The sequence below is a fragment of the Aquirufa lenticrescens genome, assembly GCF_019916085.1.
Classification (GTDB): Bacteria; Bacteroidota; Bacteroidia; order Cytophagales; family Spirosomataceae; genus Aquirufa; species Aquirufa lenticrescens.
The window spans coordinates 1090736-1109023 of sequence record NZ_CP049834.1 but is presented as its reverse complement, the minus strand read 5'-3'; the positions used below and the strand labels follow the sequence as shown (position 1 = coordinate 1109023).

The 18288-nt window shown below is 46.9% G+C and carries 14 protein-coding genes; 10 read left to right on the top strand and 4 right to left on the bottom strand.

What is annotated here, in order from left to right:
• Positions 1-28: 28 nt before the first annotated feature.
• The gene (locus tag G9X62_RS05110; RefSeq protein WP_223131692.1) at positions 29-1423 is read left to right on the top strand and encodes an alpha-L-fucosidase; all 1395 of its coding nucleotides are present in this window, start codon (positions 29-31) and stop codon (positions 1421-1423) included.
• 153 nt (positions 1424-1576) lie between these two features.
• On the top strand, positions 1577-2941 hold the full coding sequence (gene hemN, locus G9X62_RS05105) for an oxygen-independent coproporphyrinogen III oxidase (RefSeq protein WP_223131691.1): 1365 nt from the start codon (positions 1577-1579) through the stop codon (positions 2939-2941).
• A 72-nt stretch (positions 2942-3013) separates the two neighbouring features.
• Here hemN and G9X62_RS05100 read toward each other — a convergent pair whose 3' ends face one another.
• Entirely contained in the window at positions 3014-4051 is a 1038-nt protein-coding gene (locus G9X62_RS05100) for a Fic family protein (protein ID WP_223131690.1), read from the bottom strand.
• Positions 4052-4214: 163 nt separating this feature from the next.
• Here G9X62_RS05100 and uxuA point away from each other — a divergent pair, with 163 nt between their 5' ends.
• The 6 genes from uxuA to G9X62_RS05070 all read left to right on the top strand — a co-directional run bounded on the left by uxuA (position 4215) and on the right by G9X62_RS05070 (position 12421).
• Positions 4215-7433 (top strand): mannonate dehydratase, encoded by a 3219-nt coding sequence (uxuA, locus tag G9X62_RS11260; protein WP_315857633.1) that lies wholly within the window; start codon positions 4215-4217, stop codon positions 7431-7433.
• A gap of 1 nt (position 7434) precedes the next feature.
• Positions 7435-8193: an SDR family NAD(P)-dependent oxidoreductase gene (locus tag G9X62_RS05090; RefSeq protein WP_223131689.1), complete on the top strand. Its 759-nt coding sequence runs from the start codon at positions 7435-7437 to the stop codon at positions 8191-8193.
• On the top strand, positions 8193-9458 hold the full coding sequence (locus G9X62_RS05085; RefSeq protein ID WP_223131688.1) for an MFS transporter: 1266 nt from the start codon (positions 8193-8195) through the stop codon (positions 9456-9458). The genes G9X62_RS05090 and G9X62_RS05085 overlap by 1 nt, the downstream gene beginning before the upstream one ends.
• A 4-nt stretch (positions 9459-9462) precedes the next feature.
• Complete coding sequence (locus G9X62_RS05080; RefSeq protein ID WP_223131687.1) at positions 9463-10395, top strand: 3-keto-disaccharide hydrolase; 933 nt, start codon at positions 9463-9465, stop codon at positions 10393-10395.
• Entirely contained in the window at positions 10395-11642 is a 1248-nt protein-coding gene (locus tag G9X62_RS05075; protein WP_223131686.1) for a YeiH family protein, read from the top strand. Before G9X62_RS05080 ends, G9X62_RS05075 begins: the two co-directional genes overlap by 1 nt.
• A 71-nt stretch (positions 11643-11713) precedes the next feature.
• Positions 11714-12421 carry a DUF2490 domain-containing protein gene (locus tag G9X62_RS05070; RefSeq protein ID WP_223131685.1) on the top strand — a complete coding sequence of 236 codons (708 nt, stop codon included), beginning with the start codon at positions 11714-11716 and terminating at the stop codon, positions 12419-12421.
• Here G9X62_RS05070 and G9X62_RS05065 read toward each other — a convergent pair.
• The 3 genes from G9X62_RS05065 to G9X62_RS05055 are packed head-to-tail and all read right to left on the bottom strand — an operon-like array spanning position 12418 to position 15042.
• Positions 12418-12975 carry a GNAT family N-acetyltransferase gene (locus tag G9X62_RS05065; RefSeq protein ID WP_223131684.1) on the bottom strand — a complete coding sequence of 186 codons (558 nt, stop codon included), beginning with the start codon at positions 12973-12975 and terminating at the stop codon, positions 12418-12420. The two genes, G9X62_RS05070 and G9X62_RS05065, sit on opposite strands and share 4 nt — an antisense overlap.
• 8 nt (positions 12976-12983) lie before the next feature.
• Positions 12984-14465: a DUF1593 domain-containing protein gene (locus G9X62_RS05060; RefSeq protein ID WP_223131683.1), complete on the bottom strand. Its 1482-nt coding sequence runs from the start codon at positions 14463-14465 to the stop codon at positions 12984-12986.
• A gap of 1 nt (position 14466) precedes the next feature.
• Positions 14467-15042 (bottom strand): pentapeptide repeat-containing protein, encoded by a 576-nt coding sequence (locus G9X62_RS05055; protein WP_223131682.1) that lies wholly within the window; start codon positions 15040-15042, stop codon positions 14467-14469.
• 34 nt (positions 15043-15076) lie between these two features.
• Between G9X62_RS05055 and G9X62_RS05050 the strand changes: the two genes are divergently transcribed.
• Complete coding sequence (locus G9X62_RS05050; RefSeq protein ID WP_223131681.1) at positions 15077-16183, top strand: alpha/beta hydrolase; 1107 nt, start codon at positions 15077-15079, stop codon at positions 16181-16183.
• A 53-nt stretch (positions 16184-16236) separates the two neighbouring features.
• The gene (locus tag G9X62_RS05045; RefSeq protein ID WP_223131680.1) at positions 16237-18288 is read left to right on the top strand and encodes a glycoside hydrolase family 97 protein; all 2052 of its coding nucleotides are present in this window, start codon (positions 16237-16239) and stop codon (positions 18286-18288) included.

The following is an 18288-nucleotide window of genomic DNA, read 5'->3' as shown; positions in this document are numbered from 1 at the left end:
AAATTAGGCTCGATAAAATCTAAACCTTATGAAAATCAAGTTATTAATTCTGGCACTTTGCCTTGTCGCGGGCAACGCATTCGGCCAAAAAACCTACCAAAATAACTGGGAATCCATCGACAGCCGCCCCGTACCGGGATGGTTTGAAGATGCAAAATTTGGCATCTTTATTCACTGGGGATTGTATTCTGTGCCGGCTTATAGTCCGACTGCCAGAGACAAGGTGGGCGTGTACGATCGCTATGCGGAATGGTACTGGCGTCGCTGGCAAGAGCCGAATAAGACGCAGCATTTCTTTACGGATTTTCATAACAAGGCTTTTGGGCCTAATGTCAAATACCAAGACTTCACAAATCAATTTAAAGCCGAGCTTTTTCAGCCAGATGAGTGGGCTAAATTGTTCGAAAATGCAGGCGCAAAATATGTCGTGTTGACGTCGAAACACCACGAGGGTTTTACCCTTTGGCCATCAAAACAATCCTGGAATTGGAACGCGGTGGATGTGGGTCCGCACCGGGATTTATTAGGAGATTTGACAAAATCTGTCAAAAGCAAAAATATCAAAATGGGCTACTACTATTCGCTTCTCGAGTGGTACAATCCCTTGTATAAAAAGGAGACGCTGAACGAGTACATCGACCAGCACATGTTCCCACAGATGAAGGACTTGGTGAACACGTACCATCCGGATTTGGTTTGGACGGATGGCGAGTGGGATTATACGTCTGATAAGTTGCGCAGCACGGAGTTTTTGTCCTGGCTATACAACGATTCGCCGGTTCGCGCGAGTGTAGTCGTGAACGATCGATGGGGCAAGGAAACGCGCAGTAAGCACGGTGGATTTTACACCACGGAATACGATTTAGTGCATAATGGGGATGCGAATGGCTTGGATTTTGCCAAACCCTGGGAGGAATGTCGCGGGATCGCCGGATCTTTTGGCTATAACCGAAACGAAAATCTCGAGGACTATTCTACTTCCGAGCAGCTCGTGCACATGTTGATTAACAAGGTCGCGCGCGGAGGCAATTTGTTGTTGAACATTGGGCCCACTGCGGATGGTCGAATTCCGGTGATTATGCAGCAGCGTTTGACGGACATCGGGTCTTGGTTAAAGGTGAATGGCGAGGGGATTTATGGTACGCGTAAGTGGGCCAAAGCTCCTAAGGTCACGCCCGCTACCAAACAATACTTCACCCAAAAGGGCAATGATTTATATCTCATTACGACGGAATTCCCAACGGCCGCGCTTCAGGTGGCGGGTGTGAAAAAACCGGTTTCGGTGACTCTGGTAGGGTCTTCAGCAGTGGTTAAGTCGACGTTTAAAAATGGAGTCTTAAGCATCGCTCCTCCGGCCGTTACACCGGGGAATAGTCCGTGTCAGTATGCGTGGGTGTTTAAATTGACTTCGTCGGTAGAGTAGAGAGAGTAGATTATAGAGTAGAGATGGGTTCTCTTTATCTATACTCTCTACTCTATAATCTACCATCTTTTATCTATACTCTCTACTCTATGCTCTGTTGAAAATTGACATTCGTCATTTTTCAACAATCCTCTCCCTTTTACCTTTGCCCCCATGCAAGCGGTAAGCCTAGATTTATTGAACAAGTACAACGTAGCGATTCCGCGCTATACGAGTTATCCGACGGTACCGTTTTGGGATGAGACGATTGACAGCGAACATTGGGAACGGATGTTTGTGCGTCGTTTCGAGGAGAGCAATGAAAAAGAGGGGATTAGCGTGTATATTCACTTGCCTTTTTGCGAGAAACTCTGCACATTTTGTGGCTGTAATAAGCGCATTACGACGAATCATTCCGTGGAGGAGGAGTACATCGAAGTGCTGTTACAGGAGTGGAATTTGTACCGAAAATCGATGAGCTCTAAGCCCGTTATTCGGGAATTGCATATTGGAGGCGGAACGCCTACGTTTTTTTCGCCGCAGAATTTACAGCGGATGTTGCAGGGAATTTTAGCGGATTCAGTTGTGCCAAAGATCCACGAATTCGGTTTCGAGGGGCATCCAAATAACACGACACGCGAACATTTACAAACGCTTTTTGAGCTCGGATTTAACCGCGTGAGTTTTGGGATGCAGGACAGTAATCCCCAGGTTCAGGAGGTGATTAATCGGGTGCAGCCTTTGGAAAATGTGAGACAGGTGGTGCAATGGGCGCGGGAGATTGGGTATGAATCGGTGAACTTGGATTTAGTGTATGGCCTGCCTTTGCAGACCTTGCCGCGGATCGAAAAGACCATTCAAGATGCGATTTCGATGCGGCCGGATCGCATCGCGTTTTATTCGTATGCGCATGTGCCGTGGACGAGCAAGGCGCAGCGACTTTTTGACGAAAACGATTTGCCGGAGGCGTCTGAGAAGATGCAGTTGTACCAAAAAGGCAAGGAGCTTTTCCGCGCCGCCGGTTACACGGACATTGGGATGGATCACTTCGCGCTCCCATCGGATTTGATGGTTAAAGCGCACAACGAGGGCACCTTACACCGCAACTTTATGGGCTACACGGTGCAGCAGACGGGTTTGCTTTTAGGTTTAGGCGTCTCGAGCATCAGCGATATTTACTATGGTTTTGCCCAAAACAAAAAGACGATTCAGGAATATTACCAGCAAATCCACGCCGGCGAACTGGCCGTTTTCAAGGGCTATTTTTTAAGTCAGATGGACCAAAAAATGCGCCAATACATCCTCGACATCGCCTGCCAAGGCAAGACCCATTTCCACAAAGAGGACCTCGAAGTCCTGCGCCAATACACCTTTCACGAACTCGATGAACTCGCGATCGATGACCTCGTCACCTGGGGTGAACACGGAGTCATCGTCACAGATCTAGGCAAGCATTTCATTCGCAATATCTGCAAGGCTTTTGACCTGAAACTGCTGGCGACAGCGGAGGCCACGACGCAGTTTAGTAGGGGGGTGTAGAAATGAGGCGATTAATTTCGCTAATCGCCTCAAAAAAGCCCGATTTATGAGACGATTAGAAATTTTGTTTACTTAAACCAAAAAATACGCCGTTCCTCTTCCCACACCCTCTTTATAAATCACCTTTTTTTCCACTAACTCTTTTAAGTCTTTTTTGACTGTAGGAAGCGCTAAATCGAGTTTGCTTGAAATCTCTCCAGAGCTGCATCCCGGATGATTTTCAATTAAGAAAAGGATCTTGCGTTCGCGTTGATTGGAAGCGATATTGTCCGTTCTTCTTTGGTCTAATTTTAACAGCAAGTTTTCTTGAATATGGCTTAAGCAGCTTAAGAAAAAACGTAGCCATTCCGTCACATTTTCACCAGGTCGGTTTCGCTGTGTGTCTATGAGAACCTTATAATAGGCGGATTTCCTGTTTTCGATTTCCTTTTCAAAACTGATATATTGGATCCAAGAATAGCCGCTTTTCAATAGGAGCAAGCTGCCTAATAATCTGCTTAGTCTCCCATTGCCATCTTGGAAAGGATGAATACTTAAAAATTCATAAACGAAAAGTGCCGCTTTGATGAGGGGTAAGGTTTCCCCATCAGTGCGATACCATTCGAGTAAACGAATCATATCATCTTGCGTGCGAAGTCCGGGTTCGCTCGTTTTGAAAATGACTTGCTTTCTTCCGTCGGCTAAATTTGCTTCGACAGAATTACTTACTTGCTTGAATTTACCTCGATGCCAAGTATCTTTTTCGCCGTATTTTAGTAGGAGGCTGTGCAGCCCCATGATTTGGTTTTCTGAAATTTCAATCGTGCCAAAATGCTCAGCAATAGTATCCAATGTTTCAAAGTAACCCGCCACTTCTTGCTGATCTCTTTCTGTAAAAGAGGACATCTCGATTTTGTTGATAAAAACCTCCACCTCGTCATCTGTCATTTGAGAACCCTCAATTCTGGTGGAAGCCCCTACACTTTGCACGGTGGCAATGGATTTTAATTGTTTCAACGTGTCGCCCTCCCGTTTTTCATAATTCGCCCACGCTGCATCAAATCGGTCGATTTTTGCTATTTCAGACACCAATGCCATGTCTAGGTCGAGCTGTAGGTTATTTATTTTCATTCAGAAATATACGTAAATATCCGCAAATATACGATAATATATCCGCAAATTCGGTTGTACCCATCCCTCCAAGCCCGCAGGTTTTTCAGTAAATTTTGTGCATTTTGCGCTTTACAAGGCGTAAGCCTTTGCTATAAAAGCACAAGCCTCTAAACAAATTTACATGATACACACGATGCGTTGGTTCGGTCCGAACGATCCGGTTTCCTTGATGGATATTCGTCAAGCCGGATGTACAGGAGTCGTTACCGCATTGCACCAAATTCCGGTGAGGGAAGTTTGGCCTATCGAATCCATTCAAGAACGTATTGCTATTATTGAAGCGGGGAATCAGGATTGGACGCCTTTGCATTGGTCCGTGGTGGAATCGCTTCCGGTTCACGAGGGGATTAAAAAAGCCTTGCCGTCTCGCGCACAACTCATTGAAAATTACAAGACATCATTGCGCAATTTGGCGGCTTGCGGCATCAAAACCGTGTGCTATAATTTCATGCCCGTGCTCGATTGGTCGCGGACAAAATTGAACTTCGAGATGCCGGATGGGGCACGCGCATTGCGGTTTGTTTGGACGGATTTTGCGGTGTTTGATTTGCATATTTTACAGCGTCCGGGAGCCGCTTCAGATTACACGCCGGCTGTTCAGGCTGCGGCTGCTGAGCGTTTCGCAACGATGTCTAACGATGAGAAAGCGGAGTTAAAAAACACGGCACTTTTAGGTCTTCCCGGCTCAGAGGAGGCCTTTCATTTAGAGAATTTCCAAAGTCTATTAGACGAATACAAGGATATATCTGCCGATCAATTGCGGGAGAACTTGCACTATTTTGTGCGTTCTATTGCGCCTTTGGCACAGGAATTAGGTATTAATTTATGCATCCACCCGGATGATCCTCCATTCCCTTTATTAGGCTTACCACGGGTGGTGAGTACGGAATCGGATTTAGCGGCATTGATGGCGGCTTCCCCAGAACGCGCGAATGGAATTACATTCTGCACCGGTTCATTAGGAGTGAGAGCGGATAATGATTTGCCTCAGATGATTCGTCGCTTCGCAGATCGCATACATTTCTTGCATTTGCGGACCACTTTTAGAGAACAAAATGATCCTTTGATTTTCCACGAGGCTCCGCATTTAACGGGTGATGTGGATATGTTTGAAGTAGTGAAAGCGGTGGTGGAAGAAGAAAAAAGAAGAGGCGGAGAACAGATTCCGATGCGCCCAGATCACGGTCACCAAATGTTAGACGATTTGAAAAAGAAAACCTATCCAGGCTATTCGGCGATCGGACGATTGCGCGGTTTAGCGGAAATCCGTGGACTCGAATTAGCGATTCGCTCCTTTTTAGCGGTGTTTTTTGTGGTTTGCAGTTTCGCCGTGAAAGCAGATGATGGCTATCGCTTGTGGTTGAAATTTGACAAAGTCGCATCCGCGGCGCGCTATGCGCCGTATGCGAAATCGATCTCATCCGAGTTTGCCTCGACGCCCATTTTAGAGACGGCGAAGAAAGAATTAACGAATGGCTTGAAGGGTTTGACGGGGGTGGCGCCTGTAAGCGCGACTAAAGGCTCTGTTCAATTCGTAAAAGACCTTAGTCTAAAAGAAGAAGCTTTCAGCATCGTCGTAGGCCCGCAAATTCAAATCAAAGCCAGCTCTGACCGCGGGATTTTGTACGGGGTTTTCGAATTGTTACGGATGATTCAGCAGGAGAAGCCTTTGGCAAACTTCAGCTCATCGCCCAAAGTCAAATTCCGCATGTTGAACCACTGGGACAACGTGATGGGCACCATCGAACGCGGATACGCGGGGCAATCGCTGTGGAAATGGTACGAATTGCCGGAAACGGTCGACCCGCGCTACACGGATTACGCCCGGGCAAACGCTTCCATCGGGATCAACGCGGTGTCCGTGAACAACGTAAATGCCTCGGCGCGGTTTATGACGCCGGAGTATTTGGCCAAAGTAAAGGTGCTCGCAGACGTCTTCCGTCCCTACGGCATCAAACTGTTTTTATCCGTGAACTTTGCCTCGCCTAAACTGGTGGGAAAATTGAAAACCTCGGATCCGCTAGACCCGCAAGTGCGCGCTTGGTGGACGGCGAAAACGAAAGAAATTTATGCGCAGATTCCAGACTTTGGGGGCTTCTTAGTGAAGGCAAATTCTGAGGGCGAACCGGGTCCACAAGAGTTCGGTCGCACGCACGCGGATGGCGCGAATATGTTAGCAGAGGCGGTGCAACCTTTTAATGGAATTGTCATTTGGCGCGCGTTCGTTTATGCGCCTAATCCCAAAGGGGATCGCTTCAAAGAGGCCTATAACGACTTCAAACCTTTGGACGGAGCCTTCGCAAAAAATGTGATCGTTCAAGTGAAAAATGGCCCGATCGACTTTCAGCCGCGGGAACCATTCCATCCCTTGTTCGGCGCGATGCCGAAAACGCCTTTGGCCTTAGAATTCCAAATCACCCAAGAATACACCGGTTTCAGTACGAACGTTTTTTACCAATCCATCCTTTTCAAGGAATGCTTGGGTTCAGATACCTACCAAAACGGGAAAGGCTCCACCGTCGCAAAAGTCATCGACGGCAGCCTGGGCAACGACCAAATCACCATGATGGCGGGCGTGGCAAACACAGGTTCCGACAGAAACTGGACAGGACATTTACTGTCGCAAGCAAACTGGTATGCCTTCGGTCGATTGGCTTGGGATCACACCTTGAGCTCCGAAAAAATTGCGGACGAGTGGGTGAAACAGACCTTGACCCACGACGATAAAGCGGCTAAAACGGCTTCGGATATCCTGATCAAATCCCGCGACACTTATGTGAAATTCACGACACCTCTAGGCTTGCACCACGTGATGGGTCAAGGGATTCACTGGGGCCCGGAGCCTTGGCTCGAGCGTAGCCAACGTCCGGATTGGACTTCGATTTATTACCACCGCGCAGATTCTGTGGGCTTGGGTTTTGACCGAAAAGCATCTGGAAGTAATGCCTTGAGTTTATATCATCCAGCGGTCGCTCAACAGTGGCTTGATCCAGCGAAGACCGATTTAAACTATTTACTTTGGTTCCACCATGTAGGCTGGCAGGAGAAATTGTCTTCGGGCCGCACGCTTTGGGATGAATTCTGTTACCGAATGAATACCGGTTTACAGGAAGTGAAAGATTTGCAAAAGGACTGGGATTCGCTACAAGGCAAGGTGGATCCGGAGATTTTTGCGGATGTTCGCGGACGTTTGGCCGCGCAACAACGTGAGTCTGTTTTATGGCGCGATGCGCATTTGCTGTATTTTCAAACCTATTCGAAATTACCGATTAGCTATGGGACGCCTACGCGGACTTTGGCAGAGATAAAAGAAATTGTACGTATATACCAACTGAAATAAAATGCAACAACCATTCTCATTACAAGGGCGCGTGGCGCTCATCACGGGCGGCGGAACCGGAATCGGATTTGATATTGCCAAATGCTTCTTAGCTTCTGGCGCGACGGTCGTGATTACGGGTCGACGGGAAGAGGTACTGAAAGAGGCAGTTGCCAATTTAGGTTCAGGGGCACATTATGCGGTGAATGACGTTTCTGATTTGAGTCTGACCTCATCTTTAGTTGCTGAGCTGGTAGCTAAACATGGCGGAATAGACATACTCGTGAACAATGCGGGCATCAACATGAAACGCCCGGCCGTGGAAGTTTCGGATGACGATTTTGCGAACATTATTAACGTGAATTTGAATGCCGTTTTCTCGCTGACTCGGGAGGTAGGAAAACATATGTTAGACCGCGGAAAAGGATCTATCATCATGATCTCTTCGATGGCGGCTTATTACGGAATCGATCGCGTGGCAGCTTATGCATCCTCTAAAACGGGTATCTATGGTTTAGTGCGCGTGCTCGCGTCCGAGTGGTCCGGCAAAGGCGTTCGTGTGAATGCGATCGCTCCTGGATTTATCGAAACGGCGATGAGTAGAACGGCGATGAATTCGGATCCAGATCGCAAACATAAGGCGATGGATCGTACGCCAATGGGTTATTTCGGGAAACCAGAAGACATCGGTTGGGCGGCAGTTTATTTAGCTTCGGATGCAGCAAATTATGTAACAGGCGTCTCAATCCCGGTTGACGGCGGGAATTCAATCGGATTCTAATGAAAGGAAATTACCGCTGGGTGGTGGTCGCCCTCTTGTTTTTTGCAACGACGATTAACTATTTGGATCGCCAGGTGATCGGCTTGTTGAAGCCCACGCTGGAGAAGGAATTGAACTGGTCGGAGACGGATTACAGTTTCATCGTGATGTGTTTCACGGCGTCGTATGCGATCGGATTGTTGGCTTTTGGGAAGGTGATCGATAAGATTGGTTCCAAAATGGGTTACGCCATCTCCATCGTCATCTGGTCGTTCGCGGCGATGGCGCATGCTTTGGCGAAAACGTCGTTTGGGTTCGGCGCGGCACGCGCCGCTTTAGGAGCCGGTGAGGCGGGAAATTTTCCGGCGGCGATTAAGACAGTCGCGGAGTGGTTCCCAAAACGCGAACGCGCATTAGCGACCGGCATTTTTAATTCCGGAGCAAACATCGGTGCGATGGTCGCGCCCATTATGGTGCCCTGGATTTTAGGAGCCTATGGCTGGCAAGAAGCCTTCATTATTACGGGTGCCATTGGATTTATTTGGTTGGCTTTGTGGTGGTGGTTTTATGAAGTACCCGCGAAGCACACTTCGGTTACTTCAGAAGAATTAGCACATATACAGTCTGAGGAAGAAACATCAGAAGTCGCACCCATCGCCTGGTCTAAATTATTTGGATATCGCCAAACTTGGGTCTTCATCGTAGGCAAGTTCTTCACCGATCCTATCTGGTGGTTTTTCTTGTTTTGGTTGCCGTCTTATTTCTCGACGACCTTCGCGCTTGACTTGAAAAAGCCGAGTTTGCATTTAGCGATTTTGTTTACCTGTACCTCGATTGGAAGTATTGGTGGAGGTTATATTTCAGGATATTTCATTAAGAAAGGCTGGCCGGTTTACAAGGCACGGAAGTATTCGATGTTCTTCTTTGCATTATGTGCGGTACCGATTATTGGGGCGCGCTGGGCGACGGATATTTGGCAGGCAGTATTCTTAATTTCCATCGCGGCATCCGCGCACCAGGCTTGGTCTGCGAATATTTTTACGACCGTTTCGGATATGTTTCCGAAACATGCGGTAAGCTCTGTCGTGGGAATCGGTGGTTTGGCAGGTTCGCTAGGAGGCGTGATTTTCCCCTACATTATTGGGGTTATTTTAGATTCCTACAAGGCAGACCAGGCTTTGTCAGCCGGATATAATGTTATATTTGTGGCTTGTGGCTGCGCTTATTTATTTGCGTGGTTACTCATACATTTTATTTCGCCTCAGATGAAGGCGGTTCAATCGTAAGACTATGAAAAAATTATTCTTTGCTTTATTCGCTTTCGCGACGAGTGCTTATGCACAAGAACACCACCCTTTAGAAGGAGCTTGGGACTTAAACGTATCCATGGAAAACCGCAATGGCGGAGTATCGACGGCCCCGTCTTGGTTAGAGGTTCGCCACTCAGGACACAAGACCTTGTTTGGCCATTTTGTGGGAGATGGTGGTTCTTCGCGACCTATTGCTGAGGTGTTTTTTAAGGATGGCCACGTGTCGTTTAAGATTCCGCCACAGTGGGAGAAAGAAGAAGCTTACATGTCATTCGAAGGGGATTTAAAAGAAGGAAAATTGTCGGGAACGATCGTAAAACCAAACGGCAAAGCGATGGCCTTTACGGGCGTTCGTGCTCCCTCTTTGTGGAGAACTGCGGAACCGGTTTGGCAAAAACCGATCACCCTATTTAATGGAAAAGATTTAACAGGCTGGAAAGCCTTAGGTCCTAAAAACCAATGGATCGCAGAGAACGGCGTGCTGAAAAGTCCTGCTTCTGGTGCAAATTTATGCACCGAACAAAAGTTCAACGATTTCAAATTACACATCGAATTCCGTCTTCCTCCAGGAAGTAATAGTGGCGTGTACTTGCGCGGCCGTTACGAGGTGCAGGTGGAAGACAGTTTTGGGAAAGAGCCTTACAGCATCTATTTAGGCGGTATTTACGGCTTTATCGATCCGCTTTTCCAAGCCGCAAAACCATCCGGTGAATGGCAAACCTATGACATCACTTTAGTGGGACGCAAGGTCTCCGTGACCTTAAATGGCCAAAAAGTCATCGTCGAACAAAACATCCCCGGCATCACCGGCGGCGCGATGGACAGCGACGAAGCAGCGCCGGGTCCTATCATGATGCAAGGCGACCACGGTCCAGTGGAATACAGAAACATTGTGTTGACTCCAGCAAAATAATGAAGAAGAGCCTTTTAACTGAAGATTGGACAGTCGTCCTTCTTGGATTTATCATCATCGGTGTCGCCCTTTTAGGGGTGAAAATTCCATCTCCCTCTTTCGGATGGGAGACCACGAGTGATTTAACCGAAAAGGTAATCACGGCCGGCAACCTAGTAAAGCTGGGTCAGCTATTCATTTTCGCGTACATCATCGCGATTCTCGCGGCAAGTGTTTTAGGCAAAAGTGTAGCAGGTACGGCCAAAGGTTTTCCCATTGTTTTCGTGCTTACCTCACTTGCACTAGTGTTAGCAGGGAACTCATTCTTGAAAAATTGGAACTTGGAAGCGGTGATTTTCAGCTTAACGATCGGGTTGGTTTTGAGTAATTTCTTCACGCTTCCGGCGTGGTTAACGGAATCCCTTTCGACGGAATTGTTCGTGAAAATCGGTTTGATCCTATTAGGAACGAGCGTAATTTTTGGAGACATTTTGAAGGCCGGTTCACTCGGTTTGATTCAAGCATTAGTGGTGGTGATTTCGGTTTGGTATTTTGCGTTTTGGGTTTCCAAAAAAATGGGCATCGACGAAGAATTCGCCATCATGATCTCTAGTGCGGTTTCTATTTGTGGTGTTTCAGCTGCGATTGCAACGTCTGGAGCCATTAAAGGGGATTCCAAAAAACTATCCTATGTCATCTCCATCGTCTTGATTACAGCGATTCCGATGATTATCTTTTTGCCGTTTATTGCGCAAGCTTTGGGTCTTTCGCAAGCGGTAACCGGCGCTTGGTTAGGCGGAACGATTGATACGACGGGTGCGGTGATTGCTTCGGGAACGATGGTAGGCGAGGAGGCCTTAAAGATTTCGACGATTGTTAAATTCTCCCAAAACGTACTTTTGGGCTTTGCGGCATTTGCGATTTCAATTTATTGGACGGTGACAAATAATCAGTCTTCGGCAGTACAAGAAGCGAAGCCAACGGGAGCGATTATTTGGGAACGTTTCCCTAAGTTCGTTTTGGGATTCATCGCTGCTTCTCTATTGTTCTCGTTCGTGATTTCATCCGAAACGATCGATTCAGTGAAGGGAGGTTTCAAGGCTTTGCAAGGACTTTGGTTTGCCCTAGCTTTCACTAGCATCGGTTTAGAAACCAAGTTTTCAGACCTATTCTCGAAGGAAGGAAAGAAGCCTTTATACGCTTTCTTAATCGCGCAGTTATTTAATGTGTTTGTGACATTGGCGGTGGCTTATGTGCTGTTTAGTTAGTTTTTTAGGTAGAAATACACAAAGAATACTTAGTCTATCGTTTTTATAGAATAAAATTGTATCTTTGCCAAATGAAGTATGTATTTTTCTTTTTGTTCCCGGTCTTCGCAGCGCAAAGCCAAGGTCTAATAGAGCATCAATCCCAAGTTTGGTACGGATATTACCTCACTCATTCTTTAAATGCGAAATGGTATGTTCAAGGCGAGGCACATACCCGTCATTTTGTAGACCCATTAGTGCACCACCAAAATGCTTTTAGAGCGCATGTGCATCATACGATAGGGGATAATTGGGATCTTTCTGCTGGAGCAGCCCTTTTCCTAAACACGCCTAATGATCCGCGAACGGCGAATAGACTAGCCATTCCGGAATACCGCCCTCATCTAGATATCGTATACAAACATCGCTGGTCCAAAGTTCGGCTGGATCATCGTTTCAGATCAGAGATGCGCTTTAACCGGGTAACGAATGCGACTCGTACAGAACTGACGGATGACATTAACTTCAGCAATTACCGTCTTCGTTACCGAATTCAAGCCTTATTTCCCTTCATCAAGCGAATACAGGGAAAAGTGAATACAGAAATTTTATTGAATGCGGCGCAGGAAAATCCTGCGAATGAGTTAGACCAACACCGGATGTTTGCCGGAGTCAGTATTCCTTTACGAGATAATTTAACAGTTGATGTGGGTTATTTGCACGCCTTTCAGCAACGCCCTAATTTGAATTATTACGACCGCAGTATTTTGAGCATTATGGTATATCACCGTATCCCTTAAAAAGTTTTTTTATTCCAATCCCACAACACAATATTCCAGCCAATTCCACCATAATCTAAGGTATCAATTACTTGGAATCCACGTTTTTGATGCGCTTTTAGCGAACGGTGATTTGCCTGGGCGACGTCTGTTACACAATACGTGTAACGATTAGCATAATGATCTCGGAAACTTCCGTAGAGTTTTTGGACCAAATCCTGTCCCCTATACTCTTTCGAAACACAAAGCTGAGCCACAATCGCATAATTTTCAACCGGCTTACCTTCGAAAATGCAGCGTTCAATATTCTGCACCAGATCTGCTAATAAAGGATGCTGGCGTGCCGTTTCTGGCAACGCGACTAAACTGTATCCCACCACTTTTTCTCTATCTTTCGCAATGATACCTGGGCTTTTTTGGTTCAGCAATTCCAGAAAATCAAGGTCATATTCCGCCATCAAAAAACCCTCCGTCTCCGCTTCTTCCTGCGTAATGTTTTTACGCAAATTAGCTTGCTGTAAGGCTAAAACGCCCTTCATCTCCACCTTGGCTTTGACTAATTGAAGTGTGATCATGAGGGAATTTAGTTTATAGTAGTCACCACTCTCCTGTACCTCGTCAAAGCCGGCGAACCCGTATCTGTTCCTTCGACCACGACGTGAAAAGTGTCACCTTTTTTTGCGGTCGCTGGTATTTGCACTTTTACCGTTGCGTTTTCTAGTTGCACGTCTACTTTACCAGATCCAGCCTCCGAATAGGGCCAAACCTTCAGCTTAATGGCGTGCCCATCGGGGTCTCTAGTGATCACATGAAGGTCAAGACTTGCGCCTGGTTTTGCGTACACATACATGCCTTCACTGACCGTTACTTGCGGTGCATGGTTCGCATCTTTGAACGATTTCACACACCAATCTGCGCGGGCTGCGAAGTCTTCTTGCGCGGCGATTAACCAGCGGGTTTGGGAATAAGAAATATCTAATTTACCGGTATCCGGATTGAAATCCGCCGCCTTTTCGTTGTCTTCGAAACGATACGGATTTCCCTCCGCTAGAGCGAATCGACCACCCCAACCACCATAGGATGGGTTGTTCAAGTTATTCAATCCCACATCCACTAGGTGCAAGAAAGCGGGTGAATCTCCTTCGGAAATAAAGTCAAAAGGTTGGAAAGATCCCCATTGCGCATCTTTCAATTTGGTCGGATCACCGTGTATGTGCTCGTCGTCGCCGGGTTGTTTTTGGCCATCTCCATAGGCATAATACATCTTCAATAAAGGCCCGTGATTCTGGATGATTTTAGGCCCCATATAGGTTCCCTCAAAATAGGGTTGCGTCGCCTTAGGCATCACGCGCTTCCATGGATAAGCGAAACTGGCAAACTGCTGCGCATTGTAAAACACGCGAATCTGCGGCCAATTTCTAGCGATGTAATTCTTCAAGGTAGTATCTTGGTCCATCACCGTGTAGAGGATGGCTTTTCGAGAGATTTTTTCTTTGATTTTTGCCCAATCTGGCGCCTTCGAATAAGCTTCTTCTATCGATTTCAAAGCGCGGGCAATCGTATTGGTTCCACCCCAGGCTTGCAAGTAGATGGGCTCCGGATCGTTGTCTAACAATTTTGCTTTGATCCATTCCGAACCCTCGGTTACCTGCTCCATTTCTCCTTCGAAATCGATATTCCCCACCTTGACCAGTGAGTTTAAATAGGCAGGAGATGGGTAGTTTTTGTCATGTAAAATCAGGTTCGGATGAACTTGTCCATACGCTTTCAATAAATCTTGAATCCATTGAACGCCCGGCCAGCGAAGGTCTGTTTTCGCACCGTACATCTGGCGGGTCATCTCCATTTCAGAGGTGAACTTGGTCCCTTTCCCGTCGCCCTTATAATGCCACATCGAACTCGAATAGACCAAACCCTCCAGCTGGTATTCATTCGAATACAACAGCATCCGGATGAAGGTGTCTACGTCATCGATTTCGCCGTCAGTTGTCACGATCGTACGAGGATAGCGGCCTTTCGCGAAAAGCGTGGTGCTCAGCAGGAGTAGGAATAAGATTTTTTTCATATTAGGATATAGAGATGTCAAAGCCCTGCAATAATCCCGCCAATCCATCATTCGAAAACTTCGCTTTCTTGATCTGATTAATGCTCGGATGAATCACAAAATTAAAGGCGCTACGGAAGTCCGCTTTGCTCACATTAGTCTGGTCAAAAAGCGCCCCAGCCAAATCGCAATCATCGAAAATGGTTTCTGAGAAATCGGATTCTGTGAAGTCCACTTCGTGCAAGGAACAGCCCGCGAACTTCGTCTTTTTTCCCTTGATTTGGTAGAAGGAAGACAGGTTTAAAACGCAGGTATTGAAGCTTACTTCGAATAAAAAAGGATTGCAGGCTTCGAAGCGAAGGCCCTGCATTTTGCAGTCTTTGAAATGTACTTTTTGGAGCGCTGCTCCGCTGAGTTTGACTAAACTGAGATTGCAAGATTCAAAGGTGCAGTCCACGAATTGGAAATTTTTGAAATCTTCTGATTCAAACTGGCAGTTTTTGAAAACGCAATGTTCGTATTCGCCGATGGCGAGTGTGCTTTCTTTCTCGAATTTTTGGTCGACGATATAGGGCTTCTCCATACTGCAAATTACCATTTTTTCCCTATTTTGCTTTCTCTTAACTAGCACTATGAAAAAACTATTCCTCTTCCTCGCACTCAGCACCACCCTTTTCGCCCAAGAAAAAATTGATTTAGGCACCCTGAAAGGGGGCGGATATCAGGTTTTGATGCCTAAAAATTGGAACAAAAAACTCGTGATGTATGCCCATGGTTATCAGTTTATGGGAACCCCAGCGGCGAGTGCAAATGCGGGTTTGGATAAGCGCTTGCAGGTGATTTTAGATCGTGGTTTTGCCATTGCGGCGTCTGATTACCCTATCCAAGGTTTTGCCTTACCGGAGGGAGTTGATGCGACCGAAGAATTGCGCCAAGCCTTTATCAAAAAGATGGGCCAGCCGGACTCGACCTTTATGATGGGGCACTCGATGGGCGGTGGAATTACGTTCGCGACTTTGGAGAATTTTGGCCAACATTATAATGGCGGATTACCCTTATGTCCACTTTCTTCACGCCCGTATTTACAGTGCAGAAAAGAGTACGATATGTACGCGACGATGAACGGTTTGTTTCCTGGAATTGTGCCTTCGTTGAAAGATATTTTTGACGTCAATAGCTCTGTCGGTTTCGTATCCTTTGCAACCGCAGGCAAACGAATGGGGGAGATCAAAAAGGCTTTGTTGCAGAAAGACTCCGTGTTAGCAGTAGCTTTTGCGAAGCGTTTTGACTTGAAATTCGATGACCTGCCTGGGGCCTTATTTTTTAACCAAAACGTGTTACGCGACATCGCCCTCAAGCTAAAAGGCAATCCTTTTGACAACACGGAAACGCTTTACACGGGCTTCCCAGATAACTTGAAAGTAAACGCAGTAGCGGAACGCTTACCTGCCACGAAGGATCAGGCAGAGCTCTTTGCGCGCTACGATCGCACGGGAAAAATTGATAAGCCTGTCCTATTAATGCACACGATTTACGATCAATTAATTCCGGTTTCCTATGCCGTGACGAACATTGAAAATATGATTCATGCGCAAGGACGCGATCAATATTTTGCCGTTAAATACACGAATGGTCAGGCCCATTGTCAGTTCACGGATGCACAGACGGCGAAGGCATTCGATGCGATGCGCGCTTTTGTGAAGACAGGAAAGAAGCCGGCGATCGAGTTTTTACCTTAGGCAATTTTGGCGTTCATTTACCGTTTAATCTATTAATTTAGTAATTTCGCGGTATGAACAAAACCCTTCTTCTCCTGCTTTTGAGCGTCTCTTTATTCGCCCAAAAATCGTTTAAGATAGCTTCGCCTACAGATCAAATTTCGATTCAAGTATCGCAAGGTGCAGACAGAGCCCTTAAATACCAGGTTTTTTATAAAGCCAAAGAAGTAATAGCAGCCTCCGACTTAGGTCTAACCCTGAAAAAGCCGGCATTAGAATTACGTAAATTCCAAATCCTAGGCGTGGATTCTACCATCGTGGACGGCACCTGGAAACCGGTGTGGGGCGAGGTAAAGGAGATCAGAAATAACTACAAGGAATTGACCCTGCATTTGAAGGAATCTGGGGTGTTAATGGACGTGATTTTCCGCGTTTTTGATGATGGAATCGGCTTCCGTTATTTCTTCCCTTCGCAAGACAATTTCAAACATTTTATCGTCGATAACGAGTGGTCTTCTTTCACGATGACGGGCGACCACAATGCCTTCTGGATTCCGGGAGATTACGATACGAATGAATATACCTACCAAAGAACTAAAATCTCCGAAATCGATGCTCTAGCCGCAGCGGCAAAGGAAAAAGACATCGCGGTGACGTCTTTAATGGGCAAAAACTTCGTCCAAACTCCCCTGATGTTAAAGTCCACGGACGGCATGTATGTGAATGTGCACGAGGCGGCATTAGTGAATTACCCGGCGATGCATTTGAAACTGGAGGGACTCGAATTTACATCCGCTTTAGTGCCTGATGCGGTGGGAAATAAGGCCTACGCACAGACGCCATTTAACACCCCGTGGAGAACGGTGGTGATCTCGAATAAGGCGGAACAGATTTTGGCCTCTAAACTAATCTTGAACCTAAACGAGCCCTCAAAAATCAAGGATTCCACCTGGATCAAGCCCCAAAAATTCATGGGCATGTGGTGGGAAATGCACGTGGGTAAAGCAAACTGGCCTTTGGCTGGTGGCAAACACGGCGCAAATACGGAGAACGTGAAACGCTACATCGACTTTGCGGGCAAGCACGGATTCGACGGTGTCTTAGTGGAAGGCTGGAACACGGGCTGGGAAGATTGGTTCGGAAACTGGAAGGAAGAAGTATTCGATTTTGTGACACCTTACGCGGATTACCAAATCGACACCCTCACAAAATATGCCGCATCTAAAGGCTTGAAGCTAATTATGCACCACGAAACCTCGAGTTCGGTGACGAATTACGAGCGCCGAATGGACGCAGCCTACCAATTTATGGTGGACAAAGGAATCAACACCGTTAAGACGGGTTATGTAGGTAAAATCATCCCGCGCGGCGAGCACCACGACAGCCAATGGATGGTGAACCACTACAACCGCGTCGCTGAGAAAGCCGCGCAGTACCACCTGATGGTCGATTCACACGAGTCCGTTCACCCGACGGGCTTGCATCGTACCTATCCGAACTGGATGGCCGCAGAAGCCGCCCGTGGATCGGAATTTAACAACGCGCCTACGCTTGGAATTAACGCAGAACACACGACTATTCTACCATTCACCCGCTTGATGGGTGGCCCGATGGATTATACGCCGGGACTTTTCCACATGAACTTGAATCAATTCGATTCGACGCGGACGACGAAAGTACGCTCTACGTTGGCCAAACAATTAGCCCTCTACGTCACCATCTACAGCCCATTACAAATGGCGGCAGATTTGCCAGAAAATTACGAGCCTAAACTAGACGCCTTCCAATTCATCAAGGACGTCGCGGTGGACTGGGACGATACGAAAATCATCACCGCAGAACCGGGCGAATTCGTAACAATTGCGCGTAAGGCAAAAAACAAAGACACCTGGTTCATCGGTTCGATCACGAACGCGACGGCCAGAAATATGTCTTTCGATTTAGACTTTTTAGATCCAGATAAAACCTACGAAGCGTTGCTCTACCGCGACGCAGATGACGCCGATTTTGAGAAGAATCCAGAAGCCTACGTAGTCGAAAAACGCCTTGTAACCGCGAAGTCAAAAATGACTTTCCGTTTGCAACGCGGAGGCGGCTGCGCCATCAGTCTTAGACGTCTGAACTAA